This window comes from Helicobacter saguini (genome assembly GCF_000762875.2).
GTDB lineage: Bacteria > Campylobacterota > Campylobacteria > Campylobacterales > Helicobacteraceae > Helicobacter_A > Helicobacter_A saguini.
The window spans coordinates 59,403-79,656 of record NZ_JRMP02000007.1; the positions used below are offsets into that span (position 1 = coordinate 59,403).

The 20,254-nt window shown below is 31.1% G+C and carries 21 protein-coding genes; 12 read left to right on the top strand and 9 right to left on the bottom strand.

Translation table 11 applies throughout. The features are described from left to right. Nucleotides 1–427 precede the first annotated feature (427 nt). Complete coding sequence (locus tag LS64_RS05750) at nt 428–934, bottom strand: outer membrane beta-barrel protein (RefSeq protein WP_034570478.1); 507 nt, start codon at nt 932–934, stop codon at nt 428–430. 210 nt (nt 935–1,144) lie between these two features. Between LS64_RS05750 and LS64_RS05755 the strand changes: the two genes are divergently transcribed. Both LS64_RS05755 and LS64_RS05760 read left to right on the top strand, forming a co-directional pair. Continuing rightward, nucleotides 1,145–1,816, top strand: a complete 672-nt coding sequence (locus LS64_RS05755) for a response regulator transcription factor (protein WP_034570476.1) — start codon at nt 1,145–1,147, stop codon at nt 1,814–1,816. A gap of 204 nt (nt 1,817–2,020) precedes the next feature. Then, on the top strand, nt 2,021–2,866 hold the full coding sequence (locus LS64_RS05760) for an NHL repeat-containing protein (protein WP_052062354.1): 846 nt from the start codon (nt 2,021–2,023) through the stop codon (nt 2,864–2,866). 15 nt (nt 2,867–2,881) lie between these two features. On the opposite strand, the gene LS64_RS05765 is transcribed toward LS64_RS05760, so the two are convergent. Next, nucleotides 2,882–3,703, bottom strand: a complete 822-nt coding sequence (locus LS64_RS05765; RefSeq protein ID WP_052062353.1) for a tetratricopeptide repeat protein — start codon at nt 3,701–3,703, stop codon at nt 2,882–2,884. A gap of 89 nt (nt 3,704–3,792) precedes the next feature. On the opposite strand from LS64_RS05765, the gene LS64_RS05770 reads away from it, so the two are divergent. Further along, a complete protein-coding gene (locus tag LS64_RS05770; RefSeq protein WP_034570472.1) occupies nt 3,793–5,244 on the top strand; it encodes an AAA family ATPase in 1,452 nt (483 codons plus the stop codon). Here the strand turns inward: LS64_RS05770 and LS64_RS05775 are convergent. Continuing rightward, nucleotides 5,228–8,053 carry a TonB-dependent receptor gene (locus LS64_RS05775; protein ID WP_118988413.1) on the bottom strand — a complete coding sequence of 942 codons (2,826 nt, stop codon included), beginning with the start codon at nt 8,051–8,053 and terminating at the stop codon, nt 5,228–5,230. The two genes, LS64_RS05770 and LS64_RS05775, sit on opposite strands and share 17 nt — an antisense overlap. A 252-nt stretch (nt 8,054–8,305) precedes the next feature. Here LS64_RS05775 and LS64_RS05780 point away from each other — a divergent pair, with 252 nt between their 5' ends. The 6 genes from LS64_RS05780 (at nt 8,306) to LS64_RS05805 (ending at nt 14,736) form a co-directional block, all read left to right on the top strand. Next, the gene (locus tag LS64_RS05780; RefSeq protein WP_034570466.1) at nt 8,306–10,132 is read left to right on the top strand and encodes a glucosyltransferase domain-containing protein; all 1,827 of its coding nucleotides are present in this window, start codon (nt 8,306–8,308) and stop codon (nt 10,130–10,132) included. A gap of 554 nt (nt 10,133–10,686) precedes the next feature. Beyond that, complete coding sequence (locus LS64_RS05785) at nt 10,687–11,016, top strand: hypothetical protein (protein ID WP_138127264.1); 330 nt, start codon at nt 10,687–10,689, stop codon at nt 11,014–11,016. A gap of 187 nt (nt 11,017–11,203) precedes the next feature. Then, the gene (locus tag LS64_RS05790) at nt 11,204–12,547 is read left to right on the top strand and encodes a hypothetical protein (RefSeq protein WP_138127266.1); all 1,344 of its coding nucleotides are present in this window, start codon (nt 11,204–11,206) and stop codon (nt 12,545–12,547) included. 434 nt (nt 12,548–12,981) lie between these two features. Further along, a complete protein-coding gene (locus tag LS64_RS05795) occupies nt 12,982–13,356 on the top strand; it encodes a hypothetical protein (RefSeq protein ID WP_118949068.1) in 375 nt (124 codons plus the stop codon). Nucleotides 13,357–13,360: 4 nt separating this feature from the next. Continuing rightward, nucleotides 13,361–14,521: a tyrosine-type recombinase/integrase gene (locus LS64_RS05800; protein WP_118949067.1), complete on the top strand. Its 1,161-nt coding sequence runs from the start codon at nt 13,361–13,363 to the stop codon at nt 14,519–14,521. Continuing rightward, nucleotides 14,521–14,736, top strand: coding sequence for a hypothetical protein (locus LS64_RS05805; RefSeq protein WP_118949066.1), 216 nt, complete (start codon nt 14,521–14,523; stop codon nt 14,734–14,736). Before LS64_RS05800 ends, LS64_RS05805 begins: the two co-directional genes overlap by 1 nt. A 52-nt stretch (nt 14,737–14,788) precedes the next feature. Here the strand turns inward: LS64_RS05805 and LS64_RS05810 are convergent, their stop codons facing one another. The 4 genes from LS64_RS05810 to LS64_RS05825 form a co-directional block, all read right to left on the bottom strand. Beyond that, nucleotides 14,789–14,887: a hypothetical protein gene (locus LS64_RS05810; protein ID WP_275051255.1), complete on the bottom strand. Its 99-nt coding sequence runs from the start codon at nt 14,885–14,887 to the stop codon at nt 14,789–14,791. A gap of 82 nt (nt 14,888–14,969) precedes the next feature. Continuing rightward, entirely contained in the window at nt 14,970–15,188 is a 219-nt protein-coding gene (locus LS64_RS05815) for a protein NO VEIN domain-containing protein (protein WP_160659270.1), read from the bottom strand. A 47-nt stretch (nt 15,189–15,235) separates the two neighbouring features. Beyond that, nucleotides 15,236–15,697 (bottom strand): hypothetical protein, encoded by a 462-nt coding sequence (locus LS64_RS05820; protein ID WP_034569240.1) that lies wholly within the window; start codon nt 15,695–15,697, stop codon nt 15,236–15,238. Nucleotides 15,698–15,764: 67 nt separating this feature from the next. After that, complete coding sequence (locus LS64_RS05825; protein WP_052062281.1) at nt 15,765–16,253, bottom strand: hypothetical protein; 489 nt, start codon at nt 16,251–16,253, stop codon at nt 15,765–15,767. A gap of 58 nt (nt 16,254–16,311) precedes the next feature. On the opposite strand from LS64_RS05825, the gene LS64_RS13595 reads away from it, so the two are divergent. From LS64_RS13595 to LS64_RS05835, 3 genes are all read left to right on the top strand, one after another. After that, nucleotides 16,312–16,437, top strand: coding sequence for a hypothetical protein (locus LS64_RS13595; RefSeq protein ID WP_272916628.1), 126 nt, complete (start codon nt 16,312–16,314; stop codon nt 16,435–16,437). 110 nt (nt 16,438–16,547) lie between these two features. Then, on the top strand, nt 16,548–16,829 hold the full coding sequence (locus tag LS64_RS05830; protein WP_118949064.1) for a hypothetical protein: 282 nt from the start codon (nt 16,548–16,550) through the stop codon (nt 16,827–16,829). Nucleotides 16,830–16,908: 79 nt separating this feature from the next. After that, a complete protein-coding gene (locus LS64_RS05835) occupies nt 16,909–17,181 on the top strand; it encodes a hypothetical protein (RefSeq protein WP_034570261.1) in 273 nt (90 codons plus the stop codon). 202 nt (nt 17,182–17,383) lie between these two features. Here LS64_RS05835 and LS64_RS05840 read toward each other — a convergent pair whose 3' ends face one another. Then, complete coding sequence (locus LS64_RS05840; RefSeq protein WP_052062274.1) at nt 17,384–18,478, bottom strand: FkbM family methyltransferase; 1,095 nt, start codon at nt 18,476–18,478, stop codon at nt 17,384–17,386. 193 nt (nt 18,479–18,671) lie between these two features. Further along, complete coding sequence (locus LS64_RS05845) at nt 18,672–20,039, bottom strand: TrkH family potassium uptake protein (protein ID WP_034571314.1); 1,368 nt, start codon at nt 20,037–20,039, stop codon at nt 18,672–18,674. Nucleotides 20,040–20,254 lie beyond the last annotated feature (215 nt).

Genomic DNA, 20,254 nt, shown 5'->3' on the forward strand with positions numbered 1-20,254 from the left:
CAAAATATATCCAAAATACTAGAATTTATGCTCCCTGCCGACATTTTTAGATTCTATAAATCTTGTTTGTCATGTTGAGCGTAAGCGAAACATCTATATTTTTTTAAGTTTCACTCGCAAACACAGAATCTAATCTAGATTCTATAACCAAAATTATAAACCATTAGACCAACTATAAGTCAAGCAATTTTACAAAATTAATAGAAAGAATAGAAAATATAAAAGATATAAAAATAGCAAAAATGACAGGTTGTATATAACGCCAAAAAAAGAAATTCCCCGCCTTTATTACATGCGACAATGCAAAACTAAGCTGCAAAACACTCATTTTTTAATCCACACAATCAAATTTAACCTAAAATTGTAACTTAAAAATATAAATATTTACTTTAAACTTAAATATTATTGTGATAAATTAGAATCTAAATTAAAATTGAACCCCTAAAGTAGCAGAAACTCTATTAATATCAACCTTAATCCCTGACAATTTTGGTGATTGATAAGAAGCCTCTATACCTATGGTAATATGAGCAGGCAAACTAACATGAACGCCATAATTAACAGCCCAAGTATGCTCTAAAGCAGTGTTTGTGAAATGTGAATATGCAATACCAACATAAGGGGTTATCTTAGATACATGCACACCTATTAACCCACCATATTGAAAATTATTATAACGCACCTTATCATCCAAGGAGCCAACAGATTCCCATTTAACAAATGGAGCAATACGTAACATTCCTGGTTTTAACCACAATTTACCATACGCACCAACTGCAAAAGTAGTATCAGCATCAAGATTCCCAGCATTAACACTATTAATGCTTGCTCCAAAAATGCCACCCACTTCCGCACCAAGAATAGCCGCTGATGATACACTAGACACACTCATACCTAAAATACCTGTCAATACCACACTTTTAAAAACTCTCATTTTTTATCCTTTTAAAATAAATTTAAGCAAAAAATTATACTATAAATCGGCTACAAATAACTAATATTAGAAATTTTATGGAATCTAAATTGTTTATTACAAAAATATTACATTTACAAAATGTTAAGTTTTCTTAAAATTTTATAGACTTTTTAAGTGCAAAATAATATAATTACGCTATTGTTTTTTTATGTAAGTAAAGAGGTAAAAATGATTAAGATTTTGGTGTTAGAAAATGATTTAGAAACGTTCAATTCATTACAGCAATATCTTAGTGAATTTGATTATGAGCCTATTTTTTTAGAATCTACAGATAAAATATTAAGCACTATAATGGAAAACCGAATTGATGTTATCCTTATAGATTTGGTTTTAAATGATGCAGACGAAAAAGATAAATTTTATATATGTAGACAAATTAGAGAAATCACTAAAATGCCAATTATCATAACGTCATTTAGTAATGATGTGGGACACAAAATAAGTGCATTTGAGGATGGTGCTGATGATTATTTAACAAAGCCTTATCATTTAGATGAGCTAAATGCTAGAATCAAGGCACTTTTAAGGAGACTCGAAACACAAGAAATGATTTTTGGCTCATTGCAAATAGACCCTAAGAAACGAATTGTTAAATTAAAAAATGAATATTTAGAGCTTACAAACACAGAGTTTGACATACTTTTATTCTTGATAGAAAATCGTTTGCAGCCTGTAAGTAGGGATAGAATCGCCCATACAATCAATGCCATACATGAAGATACAGGCTTAAGAAGCATTGATACACATATTAGAAATTTACGAAATAAACTAGGCGATTCTGCTAAAGAGCCAAAGTATATACAATCAGTGTGGGGTATAGGATATAAATTTTGCATATAAATCTTATGAATTAAAAATCTCAATTTTCGTATAAATATTAACAACTAATTTATAGAATCTAAATCTACTAAAAGAATAAAATTTAATAAAATTCTTATATAATTTTACCACAAAATCTTAGGGTAACAAATGAAAGAATCTTTGTATATTCTACAAAAGGAATAAAATTTGCGTTATGTTATTAAGTTATGATTTGGTTGTAGTATGAATATTGTTTATATTTTTATATTTTTATTTAGTTCGTTTTTGTTTGCTAAAGATTCTAATATGGTCTCCATTAGTGGGCTGCAAGGTCCGCAGGCGGTGGTAAGCAATGCGAATAACATATATGTTAGCAATGCTGGGATTTATAAAAATAATATTAAAAAAGAGAGCGGATTTATTAGCAGGCTTGATGGCAAAGGTAAGATTGTTGAGCTAAAATTCATTGATAATCTTGATTATCCAAAGGGCATTGCCGTGCTAAATAATGTCCTTTATGTCGTGGATATTAATACGCTAAAGGGCTTTAATCTAAGCACAAAAAAGCAGGTCTTAAATATGCAAATAAAAGGTGCAAACGCCCTAAGCGACATAGCTACAAGCAATGATACATTGTATGTTAGCGATAGCAAGGCTGGTGTGATTTATGCTGTGGATATAAAGAAAAAAAACTATCACGTATTTATCGCCATAGAATCTAGTCTAGGACAGCCTAATGGTATCGGTATAAATGGCAACTTTTTGTATGTTGGGACGAGCGATTCTACGCGGTTTGAGACGCTAAAGGGGAATGTTTTTCGCATTGACTTAGAATCTAAAAGCGTATATCTAACAAGTAGTTATAATAGCAACATCTACGGACTTGAAATCACAAAGCAAGGCATAATAATGCTAAGTGGCTATGATAGCAATGGTGATGTTAGATTCTATAGTATCACAGGTGATTCTAAGATTTTTGAAGTGGATTTAAATATCAAGCTAAAAAGTGCGCTATATTTTACATATAGCAATGATGCCTTATGGATACCAGATTCTAAACAAAACAGGGTGTTTAAGGTGATGCCTTGAAATGTAAGGTTACATTTAGAATCTTTTTTCATTTAATTCTTTGTATTTATTACATCCATCCTGTTTTCCTAAGTCACAAGCCTTGCCAAATAGCTCTTTTGCTATTTTCAAATCTTGCCTTACACCTAACCCATCACTATAATGTAGCCCTAAATTATAGCAACCACTAGCATTATTTCCATCGCAAGATATTTTTGCTAATCTATTAGATTCTAAAAAATCTTGTTTTGCACCATTGCCACTTGAATAAATAACGCTCAAATTTGCACAAGATTCAAATTCATCATTTTCGCATCCTTTAACCCAAAAATCTTTTGCTTTTATAGAATCTTGTTTTACGCCATTGCCATTATAATACATAAGCCCTAGATTATTGCACGCACTATAAATATTATTTTCACATGCCTTAACCCAAAAATCTTTTGCTTTTTTTAAACTCTTTTGAACTCCACTGCCATTAAAATAAGCCACCCCAACATTAAAACATGCTATATACATTTCAAAATTACACGATTTTAATTCAAACTTAAATGCTTTTTTAGAATCTTTTTGTATGCCTATTTCACTTTTACCATTTAAATACGCATTTGATAAATCATTGCATACTTGTATTATTCCACCATTACACGCTTTGGTTAATAGTGCAATTCCCTTCTTAGTGTTTTTTCTTAAACCATTTAAACCATGAATATAGATTACCGCTAGATTCTGACAGCTATAAAAATTATTGCTAGAGCATTCTTTCTCTAATATTTCCAAGTTAGATTCTGTATTGTTGCCTTTTATACAACATATAAATGCACATAAGCATAAAAAGATTCTGTGATATTTCAACATTAAAATTCCTTAAAAAAGATTCTATAATAATGCTAAAATAATTCCACAATTTATATTTATAGAATCTGAATCCCCAAAAGGATAAAACCTTGAGCGAAGAGCAGCTAGAAATTATTGAATGTGCCAAAAATATGCAAAATGGCGAGATTCTAAAAATAAATGCCTGTGCTGGTAGTGGGAAAACTACCACGCTAGTAGCAATTGCTGAAAGTATGCCAAATGAGCGTTTTCTCTACCTTGCCTTTAATAAAAATGTCGTGTTAGAAGCAAGGCAGAAATTTCCCCCAAATGTAGATGTTAAAACCCTGCACGCCCTAGCCTACGCAAGTGTGATTGCCCCGCATGATTATGAAGTAGGACATGAGCTAAAAGTGCATGATTTACAAGAGATTTTTAATGATAATTTTAGAAATAAACGCAAGAGATGGAGCAAATGGGCGGACCTTTTAAAAGATATTAAGACATATCTAAACTCAAAAGAAATCGTGCCAAATGATGATATAAAGCCTTATGTAAAGGAGCTTTTTAGGCTTATGAAAGAACGTGAGATACCTTATACGCATTCATTTTATCTAAAAGAATATCAATGGAAAAAAAATAAAAACCTACATATTTACGACTATATCCTACTTGATGAAGCCCAAGATACAAATGATAATACCCTAAATATTTTTTTAGATAATCCGTGCAAAAAGATTCTAGTAGGTGATAGCAATCAAAATATTTATGGCTTTTTAGATACGATAAATGCCCTTTTAATCGTAGAATCTAATTATGAAAAATATCTTACAAACTCATTTCGTACGCCACAAAGCATACTTGATAAGGCTAACTTTTTTCTAAAAAAATACGCAAATTTGAAATATAATATGAAATCAATGGCTAACTTTATAGATATAAAAACTATGGTTATCCTAACTAGGACAAATGCTAGAATTATAGAATATGTAATAAAAGAGATGGAAAATGATACCAAAAATATTAATTTATTAAAAAATCCTGATGAAATATTTGAATGCAGCATCGCACTTCTTAACTTTCAAAACAATGAAGAATTAAGCAAAAAATATGCTTTTTTAAATAGCTTCCAAGATTTATACAAGATTAAAGAATACGCAGAAGCAACTTATGATAATGAGTTAAAATTCGCTTATGAGCTTGTGAATAAATATAACGATAGAATCTATGACGCCTTAGAATACGCTAAAAGTTTTCTTTTTAATAATTTAGATTCTAAAAGCGATATTTTAAGTGCGCATAGCGCGAAAGGTTTAGAGTGGGATAGTGTGGTGATTGCAAGTGATTTTGATGATATAAATACACTAAAAACTCGCCTATCTAAAGCAATCGCTGTAAAACAAAAAGATAAAGAAAAAATAAAAAAATATAAGCAATATCTAGTGCAAGAAACAAACCTATACTACGTAGCACTAACACGCACCCGCGTAAGTTGCCAAGATTTAACATCAAATAATAAATTTTATGAGAAATGTTTGGAGTCTGAAAAACAAAGCAAAACAAATCCTAAAAACTATACCTAATCTCCGCGTAATATGTGCGACCCATAGCGGGGTTTATATTTGGGTATTTTTGATATGTTACATAGTAGCTATTAAAGACATTTCGCACACCAGCATTGAATCTAAAGTCCCCAGCACCATATATTAGCCCTACATCACTTAGCACATAGCCACCTTTATTGATTATATGGCTACTTGGATTATAGTTAGCGATTGTTCCGCTTGTAGATTCTAATGATACGGAGCTATCTGTTAGATTAGATTCTAAGACGGCTGTATTATCTATGCTTTGTGAAAAATATGCGTTATTCATAAATGCCGTAATAAATTGTCTCCCACTACGAAAGACATCTGCTTCTATATTAAATGTAGCCTTTAGCCAAGGAGCATAAGGGACCATATTTCCTTTTAAGTGATTATTTGAAATATTAGATTCTAAAATATTTGAGTAAAGTCCTGCTATACTTTGCTGCATTCTAAGCATTTGATTAGCTAAGAATCTTTGCCTGCTTAAGATTTCTATACCAGCCCTTTGTGTCTGCCCTAGATTCCCATACGTATAAATTGTTCCATGTGCTAATGAATTAGCATAAATCTCATTAAATGTATGCGTATAAAAGAGTGTGATAGAACCATAAATGCTAGTATCTCCCACACTAACATTATCCTTTATCCCTATCTCACCTGTGGCATATTGCTCTAGCTTTATATCACTTGCTAGGTTTTTTCTAAGGATATTGCGGTCTATTTTTGTTTGTTCGCAGTTATTACCTGGGTTAAATTCGCATAATGTTAATTCACCTTGCTCTGTGCTTATTAATTGAAATGGCGATGGGTTTATAAATCCTAGCTCACCTTTTATAAATACACTACCTGTATCACTATACTTGTAGCTAGGAGTAATATCAAAGGCATAGCCTAAATAATTTTTTTTCATATTAAATTTATAATCTTGCTCCATTGCCCCAACTACACCAACTAAAGCTCCTAACGCATTAAAATAAGCATATTGATTATTTGTAATCCAGTAATTTGCATATTCTAATCTAGCTCCAGCGGTAAGTGAAAAAGAATCTGTAATATTATATTTATCAAGCACATAAATACTATTTGATAATTTTAAAGCATTATTATTTATTTCTACTCCATATCTATTATCTGCATTATTTGTTGCTACACTATATAAAGAATCTGTGCGGATAGCATACTCTACCACGCTATCAAATCCTGTAATAAGCATATTTTTAGGTGTGTCATACTTGATTCTAAAGGTTAAGCCACCAGCCCTATTTTGGAATCTATTTTTATTTGCATCACTTGATATGACAAAATCAGTTTTAACACCAAGATTAGTCCCAAGATTCACTATCCTTTCTTGTATCTCTTGATACTTTACAAAGCTAAATTGATAAAATGCCATTAAGTCCATTTTTAAATTATCACCACTATAAGTATAATTTAGCGAGCCCATCATAGAATCTGTTTGCGTTTTTGTCGTATATTGACTTGGATTATTCCTTTCACTTTGCAAGGTTTTAGAATCTTTCATATTCCCATTTGCATCTACTAGCGATAAATATGTCTGTGGATAGCTAGTCCATAAATGTGCGTAGTTAATGTTAAAATCTAGCTTTTGATTCTCATTTATCTCATATAGCGTTTGAAACGCACCATAAGCATTTGTGATATTATCATTTATAAAGGCATTATTAGTTTCTCCTGTAGCATTTCTTACACCACCTATATATCCACCACCAAGTGATGTGCGGATAAAGAAATGCTCTCCTAATCTTTTCCCAAAGGCAGCGGATAGTAATCCACCTTGCAAGCCTTCCTTTTCTCCACTAATACCCTTAATAGAAGCTCTAGCAAAATCACGACTTGGCATTTTAGTAGTGATATTTAGCACACCGCCTCGCGTCCCACTACCATAAAGTATCGCTCCACCACCAGGGACAATCTCAATAGATTCTACATCCTCAATATCAATATTATTATACGCAGGCACACCATGACTTGTATCAAGTAGTGAAATAGGCACACGATTTATAAGCAATTTTACAGCCCTTGCACTATCAGGACCTTGCCCTCTTAAGTCGATATTATTACCAAAGCCACTATTCATAAAAGTTACAAATGGGCTATATTGCAGGACTTGCTCTAGGCTTTGATAGCCACGATTATTATACTCTCGCTTTTCAACAAAGGCTAGGTTTTTAGGCTCTTCTCTATATGGTAAGTCAAAGCCTAAAGATGACGCCACAATATTACTTTGCATACTTAGCATATAGCCTTGCTTTGAATATGTCCTTTTTAGTGCGTCAATATCTTCTTGGGATACTTGTCCATCATTTAGTGCGTAGCCGTATTTTGTTTGGACTACCTTTTTTGCTTTTTTGTTTTTAGCGTTAGTTCCATTATTTCTACCATTTTGTGCGTATCTGCCATCTCGCTCCCCTTGTGTATATGCACCATTGTAGCTAGAGCCAAATCGCATTGCACCTTGTGCTTGATTTAGATGTGTGGGCGCATTTTCACCATTTAAGATAGGACGTTTATAACTATCCTTTACATAAGTTGGCACGAAAGTGTTAGCACTTTCATCGTTGAAATATGCTCCATTATATAATGCCTTAGACTGACTTATCTTGTCATAACTTTTACCTATATGTGCTGGTGCGTTGCTACCACCATCAATAGGTGCTTTATAACTACTGCTTACGTGACTTGGTGTAAAAGTATTAGATTCTATAGAATCTGCTGTATAACCAAACTCAAATACTAAAAATGCTAAACTAAAGATTCTAACTTTATTATTTAAAAACCCCACAACATACCCCACTTCTAAAAATCATAATTTTACAAACAATATTATACATAAATTTTATGTAATTAGTATATACAATTTAAATAACACTAATTTTTACAAATAGATTCTGTAATCGTTATGTAATTTATAGAATTTAAATTAATTATCTATAAAAAATTTGCTAATGATTATTACATTTTACACAGCATTATCCAAATTGTTAATCTAATAAATTAGATTCTTAGAATCTAGATTCTATACCAAAGGACAAATATGACAACTACACAAGCTACACAAAATAAGAATATTTTTTCGCAAAGCTGGAGCGATTTTAAGGCGGCGTTGTGGGCGTTTTTCCACACGGAGGGCTTTTTTAAATACTTAGGCGTTGCGTTTTTTATCTATCTGCTTGGTATCACGGCGATTATTCGTGCGGATGTGTATTATATCGATGATTGGGGGCGCGGCGTGATAGGTTATAAGGAGTGGGATAACTTTAGCCGCTACATTAGCTACTATCTCTCTAGCCTTATGCACATGGATGTCGTGCTTAGCGATATTGCGCCCCTTACGCAGTTTGTGGCGATTGGCTTTCTTAGCCTTGCGTCTGTGATTGTGGTGTGGAGCGTGCGTGAAGTGATTTGGAAAAATGAGTCTAGCGTGTGGGAGAGCAAGGAGATTCCATATAAAAAGCGTTTGACCCTTTTGGGTATTATCGCGTCCATTCCTATCGGTCTTTCGCCTTATTTTTTAGAAGAATTAAGCTTTAGATTCGATAGTCCTTATATGGCGTTATCTGTGCTATTTAGCACGATTCCTTTTATTTTTATCCATCATATTAGGGCGTATATTCCTGTTAGTTTCCTTTGCTCGCTTGGGATGTGTATGACGTATCAAGCAAGCAGCGGTATCGAGCTTATTATGGTGCTATTTTTTGCCTTTGTAATGCTAAATCAAACAAATGCTGGGATTAAAAAAACCTTTATTTTTATCGGTGTGTCGATGCTAAATTATGCTCTTGCGCTTGGCGTTTTTAAGTTTGTGATAGCACGTGAGTTTAGCCATAAGCAAGCTAGCACAGAGACTTTGAAACCTTCAAATTTGATTGATGGACTTTGCGAAAATATTGAGATGTATTTAGAATTTTTGTGGAATGACTTTGGTAGCAATGATATAGGCTGGAGCGGGCTTAAGATTTGTTTTTTAACACTTTTGGTGCTATTTTTGATTTCTGCGATGTATCAGGGGCGAAAGCCTTTTGGCGTGAGCTTTCCAGCGGATAAGATTCTATCTTTCGTGTTAGCTTTCTTGGTGCTATTAATCGGCATTCCTATTAGCTATGGCACGTATTTGCTACTAGAGCAGCCGCTTACGCGTCCGCGTGCATTTATCGGTATCGGCATTTTTACGGCGGTGATTGCCATTTATGTGGTGAGTGCGTGGCGTGGCTGGGCGTATAAGAGCAAGGATGTGGCGCGAACAGATTCTAGCGCGATAGCGACTAGAAATGCGGTGCAAAAGGGCTTTTTTATTTTTAGCGGCGTGATTGTCGCACTTTTCACTTGGTCGCTAATAGTCTTTGCAAATGCATATGGCAACGCACTAGCAAAGCAAAAAGAGTATCAAGACTTTAGAATCACAATTTTGCTAAACGACTTAGCCAACGCGCTGCCAAAGCAGGTAAATTACGATGATTATTTGTTTCGCGTAAAGGGATGGGTTACCGCATCACCTGTGCTAGAAAACTCAAGTAAGAGCAACCGCATAATGAAACGTCTAGTCCTAATCACCGATGGCAAATACTGGATACGAATGGTAATGAAGCACTATGGCTGGGGGAAAATCCCAGAAGAGCAATGGCTAGAGCTGCCAGATAGCGAGGACCCGGAGAAAATAAAGGAAAATCCAAAGTGCATACCAGAATCTGCTGGAAAGCTAGTCAAACGCATAAATAACATTTATCATAAAATCGAAGTCTATCCGCATTGCGCCATCATCACATTTAAAGGCGAGGAAAAATACACACACAAAGAGCTAGAAGAGGAGGAGACCGATGCCATAGGCATAACCAACGGCAATGAAACCGTAGAATCTAAATAAGATTCTATAAATATAGTACTAAGCGTTTAGAAAGTTTAAAAATATAGAATCTGGATTCTATGAAAGTCGCAACTTTTAGAATTTTGTAGTTTTTTGAATCTCAAAAATTTATAGACTATTTAGAATCTAGCCTTTTAGACAAATTTAAAAGTTTGAAAAACTTTTGATACAATTATTAAAAAAATTATAGAGCAAATCATTATGAGCATTGAAAATATAAATTTTATACATACACAAAGTGACTTATTAAAAAAAATCACAACAAATACAAAAAATGCTAAATTTATACGATTTTATTGCTCAAATTTTGAATCTTATTATAATAACTTGCAAAATTACAATATAGATAATTTAAAAAACAATTTATACAGCATCTTTTGTCTCTAGCTTTGGAAGGGGTGAAAATAGAGATTTATAGTTATGATGCTATTAATATGAAAAATATTATTACACATTTAACACAAAAAAAATATTATTTAAGTGCCCCATCCAAAAATAGTAGTTCATTCAAAATAGATACAACAAAAACATCAAATAGCATTTGTGTATACAATATGAAAACAGAAGAATCCAGCATCTTATATGATTTTACAGAAAGCTTACTAAAGCATTCAAATAAAAAAGTGGAAAATTTATCACAAGCTATTAATAGTTTTTTAAACGATAAAGATAACTGCAAAAACCTTTTAGATTCTATTGATACGAACCTAAGACAACCATTCCTAAATAAAATCAAAATGTTTCAAGAGTTAGAATATCTTGATGGTAATAAAGATTTAGAATCTGCTATTAATATCGCCTTTGATGACATAAAAGATTCAATACAAAATATATATAATGATGGAAATGCTCAAATGTATAAAGAAGTAGTAATTTTTTTTTAATATTATTGATATTTTTAGTATTAAAAAAATTTTTACTAAAGGTAATATCGCAATATTTGGTATTGATACATTCTTTAGTGGCGTTGAAGCATATGATAATATTTTAGAATGGATAGATTCTAAATATAACTATGTTGTTTCTAATTTCGTTATTAAATTAATAATGCAAGACATAGCACCAATCATTATGTTATTTGAAAACAATATCTTAAATGATACATTATTGATAGATAACAAAACAATTATTGATTTTTCTGGTGTTAATATAGAAATAAAAGAACTACAATCTTATATAAAGCAAGATTTAGGTATTTGCATAAATTTTGAACAAAATAAACTTGATAATTTTGATATAAATAATATATTTAACACCGATTTATCAAACAAAAAAATACATTTTTATAACAAAAACAATATTAGTAAAATCTTGCAAAAACAAATACATATCTCAAGCAATCGTCTTATATACACAGAAAGTCCATTTTTTAATTCAACAAAATTTATACAATTAATAAAAGATATAGAATCTAGTAGCTTAAAATCTACAGATACAGCTAAACAAGGATTTAATTATCTAATTATAAGCAATGCTCCGCATAAATACAATGCTGGATTAACTGCGAAATTAATCAATAAACTTGGAAATCACATTTACTATGGCGTTAAAATTAAAGATATAAAAAGCGATGTGTTACATAAAAAGCCAAATAAAAATTATGAAACAACAATAGATTATAGTAAATATCAAATTAAAATAAATACAAAAAAAACTGAATCTTATGTGCTTAATTTAACTCCATTTGTGTATATAAAACAAGAAAAATATAATATTTATAAACAAGCATATAATGATTATTATAAACTAAAAAAACTAAATTCTACAATGACGTATTTAGGAATAGGCAGTTTAAATTATATACACTTTCTATATGATGAAAAAAATATGCAAAATGTTAAAAACTATGAATGCATACAATTATTTTTTCAACAGCCACAAGATAAAAAAGAAATATTACAAAAAGAAGAGCAATATTTTAAGGATAGCATAAAACTATTGCAAACATATATCAACACAATAATCTCAACAAAACAAACTAAATATGGGACTTCAGGTTTACCATTTCAATATACAACAAGCAAAGATTTATATTCTATATTAGAAGTTATTTTGCTTACTTTAACTTATTATATAATTAAGCATTTTTATAGCAAAGTTGATATAGATACACAAACATTATGGAATATTTCTGCGTGGGGATATGAATGTATAGAAACTTATGGAGAAAAAATAAATATATTGCCTAAAGATTCTTATATTGAAACACCAAGTGGCAATATTCCACTTTGCTTTTCTACCAAACAGAAAAAAAATGCACAAACATTTTGTATAGAAGAATTTATTATTGATATAGAAAATATTGAGCAAAATGAGTTTTTAGAAACAAAGGAACAACAAATATTTGATGCTTTGTTTTTGTATACAAAACACAACAATGAATATGAAGAAGAAAATATATTAATCAAACGATAGAATAATCTTACAAAATATCACAAAATACACACTTTTAAAATTCATTGATTCTTAAATCAATGGAATATGCCAAAAAAAGCATATAAATTCTATTAAGAATTGTTAGTAAAGTTGTAAGTAGCAAAAAATGCGATAGGCTGGGCGTTTTAAGGACTTGCTTAAGATTCATTTAAGGTTAAATGATATTGACTAAAAATCTTACAAAACACAAAAATTGCAAAGGGCAAACTCACGCCAAAAAAACGCGCTATCTAAAGATGTGTGTAAAAAGTTTGGAAAAATCAAAAGGGCTAAAAAAATGAAAAGAGCTTTTAAAAAAAAGAGCTTAAAAAAGAGCGTTAAGAGCGTTAAAAAAAAAGAGCGTGTAAAAAGCGTTTAAAAAAAAAAAATGTTACATTTAGTAACATTAAAAATTTAAACTTAAGGATAGAAAAATGTTGTATTTTAATTCAAAAGCGGACGTGTTGGAAATAGTAGAATCTTATGAATTTGTGATTAAGATTTTGGATAATGGAAGCGACTTAAGGAAAAATCTAAGATTGCTTAAAAATCTTAAGGGTGGTGTGCTGGAATCTTTTGCTAATGATTGCAAGGTAGAGTTTTTAGAATCTGCGTTAAATCATAAAAGCTTAAACAATAAGCTTATTAGTTGCAAGGAATGCAAAGGCTTATCCTTGCTATTGCAATACTCGCAAAAATGCGTAAATGCTAATATTGTGTATAGATTTACAAAAGATAAGAAAACACAAATGATTACACTTTGCAAGGTAGATTCTAACAACATTAGACTCTGCCATTGCAAAGGTTAAGGAAATGCAAAGTGTGTTGAATAGCAAGGATTTCAAAGATAGCTATCTATCTTTAAAAGATTATCTTACTATGAAAAAAAATCAAAATGATTTACACATAGTAGAAGCTTTTAATATGTATTTAAAAAGCAGGGATTTAAGGGCTGAGAGTATTGCAAATTATAAAAGAATGTTTAAATTGCACGTGCTGCCATACTTTGAAAATGTGAAATGTAATAATGTGACTGAAGCGTTTGTAAGAAGCTGGATTGATAAATTGCAAAAGAAAATCAAATATGTTGATAAGATTTTTATTCTTATGAAAAATATATTTAGATTGCTAAAAGAAAAAAAATATGTTGTAAGAAATGTGTTTTTAGAAATTGACTACAAAATTAGCTACAAAACACATAAATACAAAAAGCTAGATTCAATTAGTGAAAATGATTTAAAAGCCCTGCTAAATGTGGATTTTGTGAATAAAAAGTATAAAACACACATTAAGGATACATTGCTTTTTAAAATGGTTTTATTCACAATATATACTGCCTTAAGGCTTAAAAATGTTGTAATGTTGGAATGGAAGCATATAGATTTTGAAAAAAAGCTTTTAAGGCTTAAGGGTAGTGAAATGAAAAATAAGCAAGATTTTATTTTACCTTTAAATAGTGGGGCGATTGCAATTCTTAAAGAAATGCAAAAATGTAAGATTTCTAATTTTGTGTTTGATAGAAATTTAGCAAGTCATAAAATCTATATTTCAAATGTGATAAAAGCCTTAAAAGAATGTAAAAAAGCCTTAAAAGGTATTGAATGGAAGCGGGGGGATAGGCGTCAATTATTTTTGCAAGTTGCTAAAAAATATAATCTAGATTCTAAGTTTGCAAACAAATATTTTTATAGCAAGGTAAAGCTTGAGAATCTAGAATCTAGCTTTAAAACTTACAAAAATACTACAAAAGCAAGTCAAAATACTTTTAAGCAAGTGATTAGTGAAATGGTAAAAAGGAAGCTAAATATTAACTTGCATTGCATACGCAAGGCTTTCTCTACGATTCTAAATGAAAAAGGGCTGGAGCATAATATACACAAATATATTATTGATTCTTGTCTGGCACATTCTACAATGCAAGGAAGCGAAGGAAGCTATAATTTTGCTACTTATGAATTAATGAAAAAAAGCTAATGGATTTTTGGGCTGGATATATCAATAGCTTAAATGTAGCAAATGATAGCTATATGCTAGATTCTAGCAAAAAGGTAAATGTTGAATTAGATTCTACAAATTTAAAAGAATTGTTAGAATCTGCTGAATCTGCTTTTAATGATTTTGCAAACGAAGCTTTTAAGCAAAATGCTAAAAAGGATTTAAAAAACATTCTTAAGGGCAGCAAGGATTAGCAAATGATTGAAATTCACAAAGATTTTATAATTTTAGATTCTATAATTTATTTTATCTCAAAAATTTACAAGAATTTACTTTAAATTGTAACATTTTAGCACTATCACGTCCGTCATCTCCGCCTTTTCTTTGCATTAAAACTTTTCCTATTTTAACGCTTCTTGTTTGCTAGAAACCACTTTACGCTCGAGTAACTCTTCCAAACAATACAAATCTACATTATACATATACATTAAAACGCTCCTTGATAGCTAATTTGTGTAATTTCTTTTTTTATTTCTTTAAAGCTAAAAGATTCTAAAGGGTTAAAAAATACGCTCTCTTTTGGCTTTTCTTTGAAATTGCTAACGATATAAAGGCAGTAATTTTGGCTAAATTTTTGGGCAATTTCGTATTCTTTTTGCGTAAGTAAAAAATTGCCTTTTGCTTCATTTAGCCCTTTAATTTCCACAAAATAAATTGCTAAGTGTCAATATCATTTCTGCACTGAAATATACGCTAAATATGACTTTCATTAATAACTTTGATAGCGTTTTTATATTTTTTATAAGTTTTTGAATATATACCATCATCATGGAGATTATATTCTATGTAAAGCTCATCTATTGTGTATTTTATCGTAATATTATTTTCTCTAAAATCTTTACAATATTTATCTAAACATATTTTTAATGTTTGTATTTTAGTCTCATATTTTGGTAAAGTAATTTCATTAAGCATTTGCTTATAAATAGCATTGACTGGTTTATAATATTTTTCTCTTTTTGCTTTAGATTCTTCGTCTAAGTCAAATCTAAAAGCTTCTAGTAAATTCGTAGTATTTTTTATAAAACATTCTTGCACTCTGCATTCATAATCATCTTCGCAAATCTTTACTTCAAAACAAGTTTTTTCTAATCTATTTGTATTTTCTGCCAACAATACATTTAATAAAGCCAAAATTAACATTATTTTTTTCATTTTTTTCCTTTATCTAAGAGTTTAATATTTACCAAAGGTATTTGTATGCCTTTCTTCTAAAATTATCTTATTTTATCTTATTATATATATGAAAAATATCATTATTTAGCATCAAGTCATCAATTTTACATTTTGAATGCTCTAGTGTAATCGTGTCATTGTTTCGTGTTACATTAATATTGCAAAAATCATTAGCATATTCCATTGAAACAACCTTAATAGTTGCTTTTGAATTAGATTCTATACTTATCACACGTACAAGACTATAATTCATATCATTTGGCTTTTCTGTATAAAAATTCACACTCAATTCATCAAAATCACTGCCATTTTGTGAATATAAAATCTCACAATAATATTTTCCAAATAAATCTATGTCGCCAACTTCTTTGCTTATATAGCAATTATCACTTATTTTAAATGCCTGTGTAACATTCTCGCCATTTATATTTAATGTCGAAATATATACTTTTCCTTGCCATTGCTTAATGTATTCTGGGACATTATCTGCATAAACAAGGCACATAAAAGATAGAGTGAATAAAAAAGCTTTCATATACTATCCTTTATGGTTGCGGAATTACGATATGATAGTAGCTATTTTCATCAAGTAATTGAGTGATTTCGCCCCAAACGCCCGCCACCGATACCAGCACAAAAATCAAGGAAAGTCAAACTCATATCACACCGCACACAAAAATATTACTGAATCTTATACAAAAAATTTTGTGTTTTGTTAATATAAAAAAGTGTAAAAAAATTTAGTTTATAATATTAAAAAAAGGCTTTTATTGCGACTTTTGAAAAAATGCTAATGTGATTATTAAAAAAGAATTTAAGGAAGCGTAAAATGGATTCTAAGATTCAAAGTTTGCTTAATGAAATTGCTACAATGTGTAAAAATGCAAATGCTAAAAAGGAAGCTAAGATTGCAAAGTATGGTAAAAGCGTTATTCTAAGTGATAATGATTTAAGCTACTATGAAAAGAAAAGACAAAAAAAAGAAGCTATCAAAGAGAATGTTATAGCAAAGTATCAAAAGTTGGAATGTGTAGAATCTGCTGTCAATGTAGAATCTAGCAAGGATTTATCACATAAGCAAGATTCTAAGATAAAAAATACACACAAATAAATCTTTTTTTTTGCAAGGATTATATAAGCTACATTTTGTTAGAATCTATTTAAGAATTGAAACGTAAAAGGGTAGTGTAATGGATTTAATAGATAAAATAGCACGTGCTGGAAAAATATTTCAAAGGGAAGCTAAAAAAAGGGAAATATTAGCTATTGACAATAAAAGGGAAGCTTATTTCAATGCTAATAAAGACGTTGTATTGAATGATTTAGCTAATATAGCAAAAATGCGTTTTAATATGGATTGCAAGGTTATATTGACAAATGATTCTAGCAATGATTTAGAATCTAAGAAGCTTAATGCGTTTGTGATTAAAGACTACACACAAAAAAATAAAAATAGATTCTAAGTTTTGGAATGATAGAATCTAATTTTTAATTTCTACTTTTATCTTAATACTTTTCTTAATTTAGTTTCATTTAAGTTTTTGTTTTGTAATAATTTGATATAATTTCATTTAAGATTTTTATCACATAGAATCTAAGTTTTTTAAAATCTTAAAGATAGCTTAAAATATGCAAAAGTGTAAATAAAAAGTATAAATAAAAAAATTAATTCTTAACTTCGCAATATAACGCCGTCTCAATGCTTATCGTGCCATCTACTGGCTTAAAAAATTTAAATGTATAACCTAGATTCCAAGATTCTATCAAAGGCTTTATTTTAAAAAAATCGCTACCATTGTGATAAATGCTAATTAACATCGCTGGTTTAAAGCGGCTAATAGTCTCAATCGCACCCTTTAAAAACTCCTGCTCAAAGCCTTCTATATCGACCTTTATAAATCCCACATCCACATTATTTTCACGCACATAAGAATCTAAAGTGATAATCTCGCACATTTCACTCTCTAAAAACTCATTCATCGTTTTCACCTCACTATTCATCGTGCTACACGAATCATTTACCGCTATTTCTATACTCTCATTTTTCGCGCCCAAGCCCTTATTTACAGGGATTATCCGCTTAGATTTATTTAGTTCTAAGGTTTTTAGCATTAGCTTAAAGTTAGCTTTGGTCGCCTCAAAAGTATGAATCTTTTTATCGCAAAACTCCCGCTCAAAAATAATCGCACTATCACCGATATATCCGCCCACATCGATAAAATCCTTATTTTTCATAGAATCTAGCGTTTTAGATTCTAAAATATGTAAGCCGTGGCGATAAAAAAATGTGCTAATCCCGTGCATTTTAGGCAAAAAATAGCCATCATAAATGTAAATATCATTCATTTTAACGATATTTGCCTGAAAATTCCTTGCTGCATTTAGTGCGTCTATCTCGTCTTTCTGCCTTAATTCTAATGTGTGGATTGCTTTGTTGCTAAGTAGTTTTTCGCGCATTTCTTGCAGTCTTTTTATGATTAAAAGGACTTTTCTTGCTTCTTTTGGTGCTAGATTTGCTAACAAATTTTGCGTTTGCTCTAAAATATTAGGCTCTCTAGCGATATATTCGCTGATTGCCAAAGTCATAGGAATGTAGCCATAAAGCCTTTGTGTTAGGAAATCTTTTATGATTTCTTTAGCATAAGAGATTTTGTCATCGCGGAAAAATATCGGCACATTAAAGATTCTATAAATATGTCTAACCCTTATATACTGCCCTTTGTTTTTTATTTTTTTCTCTTTTGTGATTATCTTGCTCATTTTTTTACCTTGTTTTTTAAGATAAAATACGATACAAAAAAAAAAAAAAAACATATAGTAAATAAAAAATAAATATTTTTATAATTTTATAAATTTTTTAAATCAAAGTTACTTTTTGAAACTTTGTAGAATCTAGATTCTATATTTATACTTTTGCTTGCTTAACACCCCTTTAAAACTTAGAATCTAGATTCTATATCAACACCTTCTCTTGCACGCAATGGACGTGCTTTGTCTTACTTCGACCGATGAAAATGAGCGTAAAGGCTAAGATTCCTATTTTGCCTGAAATCATAAGAAAAATCATAATGCTAAGGCTTAAGTCATTAAATTTAGCACACAAGCTCAAAACGCCCCCATCGCCCATAGACAAGCCAACCGTAGCAAACGCACTCATCACTTCAAACGCCAAAGGTAAAAAGCGAATATCAGGCTCTAAAATAGAAATGATGAAAGTTGCCACCGCGAAATACACCATAGCAATCACAAAGATTCCAAATGCGCGCGAGACCGTATCCTGCGGAATGCTACGCCCAAAGATAATCGTTTCCTTACGATTATTCATAATCGAAATGGAGAGAGCAATCAAAATCGCCAAAGTCGTAACCTTAATCCCACTCGCCGTCCCGCCAGGACCGCCCCCCACAATCATAAAAAAAAGCGAGAAAAACATCGTGCTATCGTTAAATCCGCTAATATCAAAGATATTGAAACCCGCCGTGCGATAGTTCGCCGACATAAAAAAGCTATTTACAATCTGCTCCCACAGCGGCAGATTCGCTAAAGTTTTCGCGTTATTCCACTCAAAAATTAGCACATTTACCATACCACAAAGTAGCAAAATCAGCGTTACCACGATGATAATTCGCGCATTTAAATTCAAACGCGCGTTTGATTTTAGTCCAAAGATTCTATGATAGCGAACCTTAGAGTAGCAATACTGCGTAATTTCAATGCTTGTCACATAGCCTAGCCCACCGGCAATTACAAGAAGCGAAATGGTGATGTTCACAAAAATATCAGCTTGATAAGGCAATAGCCCGCTTTTAAAGATACTAAATCCTGCGTTATTAAACGCCGTGATAGAATGGAAAATCCCAGCCCAGATTCCCCCTATAACATCGCCTGTTTTAATCGCAAAATAGGGACAAAGCAAGCAAGCACCGATAAACTCCACGATTAGCACAAAAATGGCGGCGTGTAGCACGACCTTGCCGATACCATTTAGCGAGTTGTTATTCAAATTTTCAGCGACATTTATTAAATCTTTTTCCGCCGCCGTGAGCCGTTTGCCTATCATTAAATAGATTAGCCCAGCCATACTCATATGTCCAAAGCCGCCTAGCTGCACCAAAATCATAATCACAATCTGCCCATAAATCGTAAAATCATAGCCAGGATTTTTGATAATTAGCCCCGTGCAAGTAATGGCACTCGTGCTAGTAAATAACGCGTCTAAAAAGCTAATATTTGTCATATACATAGGCGGCAGGGCAAGCAGGAAAGTGCCGATAAAAATGATACCCAAATAACCCGCAAGCAAGGCTTTGATACTTAGCATTGTGATTTGTCCTGTGTTTAGAATCTTAGATTCTAATCTTTTAGATTCTATAGAATATAGAAATATATTGTATTGTGTTAAATGTTAAGGAAATACTAAGTAACTTTAAAATATATAATATTCTAACGCACAAAAGATTTTATAGAATCTAGATACAATCAAGAACGGCTAAAAAGGCAACTAATGCAAATCCTTTAAACTGCTAGATTATGATA

Coding starts and splice junctions, on each gene's coding strand:
- LS64_RS05760 (WP_052062354.1), top strand. CDS start 2,021: ATGAATATTGTTTATATTTTTATATTTTTATTTAGTTCGTTTTTGTTT.
- LS64_RS05835 (WP_034570261.1), top strand. CDS start 16,909: ATGGATTTAATAGATAAAATAGCACGTGCTGGAAAAATATTTCAAAGG.
- LS64_RS05840 (WP_052062274.1), bottom strand. CDS start 18,478: ATGAGCAAGATAATCACAAAAGAGAAAAAAATAAAAAACAAAGGGCAG.
- LS64_RS05765 (WP_052062353.1), bottom strand. CDS start 3,703: ATGTTGAAATATCACAGAATCTTTTTATGCTTATGTGCATTTATATGT.
- LS64_RS05825 (WP_052062281.1), bottom strand. CDS start 16,253: ATGAAAGCTTTTTTATTCACTCTATCTTTTATGTGCCTTGTTTATGCA.
- LS64_RS05790 (WP_138127266.1), top strand. CDS start 11,204: ATGTTATTTGAAAACAATATCTTAAATGATACATTATTGATAGATAAC.
- LS64_RS05805 (WP_118949066.1), top strand. CDS start 14,521: ATGGATTTTTGGGCTGGATATATCAATAGCTTAAATGTAGCAAATGAT.
- LS64_RS05795 (WP_118949068.1), top strand. CDS start 12,982: ATGTTGTATTTTAATTCAAAAGCGGACGTGTTGGAAATAGTAGAATCT.
- LS64_RS05800 (WP_118949067.1), top strand. CDS start 13,361: ATGCAAAGTGTGTTGAATAGCAAGGATTTCAAAGATAGCTATCTATCT.
- LS64_RS05780 (WP_034570466.1), top strand. CDS start 8,306: ATGACAACTACACAAGCTACACAAAATAAGAATATTTTTTCGCAAAGC.
- LS64_RS05785 (WP_138127264.1), top strand. CDS start 10,687: ATGAAAACAGAAGAATCCAGCATCTTATATGATTTTACAGAAAGCTTA.
- LS64_RS05820 (WP_034569240.1), bottom strand. CDS start 15,697: ATGAAAAAAATAATGTTAATTTTGGCTTTATTAAATGTATTGTTGGCA.
- LS64_RS05750 (WP_034570478.1), bottom strand. CDS start 934: ATGAGAGTTTTTAAAAGTGTGGTATTGACAGGTATTTTAGGTATGAGT.
- LS64_RS05755 (WP_034570476.1), top strand. CDS start 1,145: ATGATTAAGATTTTGGTGTTAGAAAATGATTTAGAAACGTTCAATTCA.
- LS64_RS05830 (WP_118949064.1), top strand. CDS start 16,548: ATGGATTCTAAGATTCAAAGTTTGCTTAATGAAATTGCTACAATGTGT.
- LS64_RS05845 (WP_034571314.1), bottom strand. CDS start 20,039: ATGCTAAGTATCAAAGCCTTGCTTGCGGGTTATTTGGGTATCATTTTT.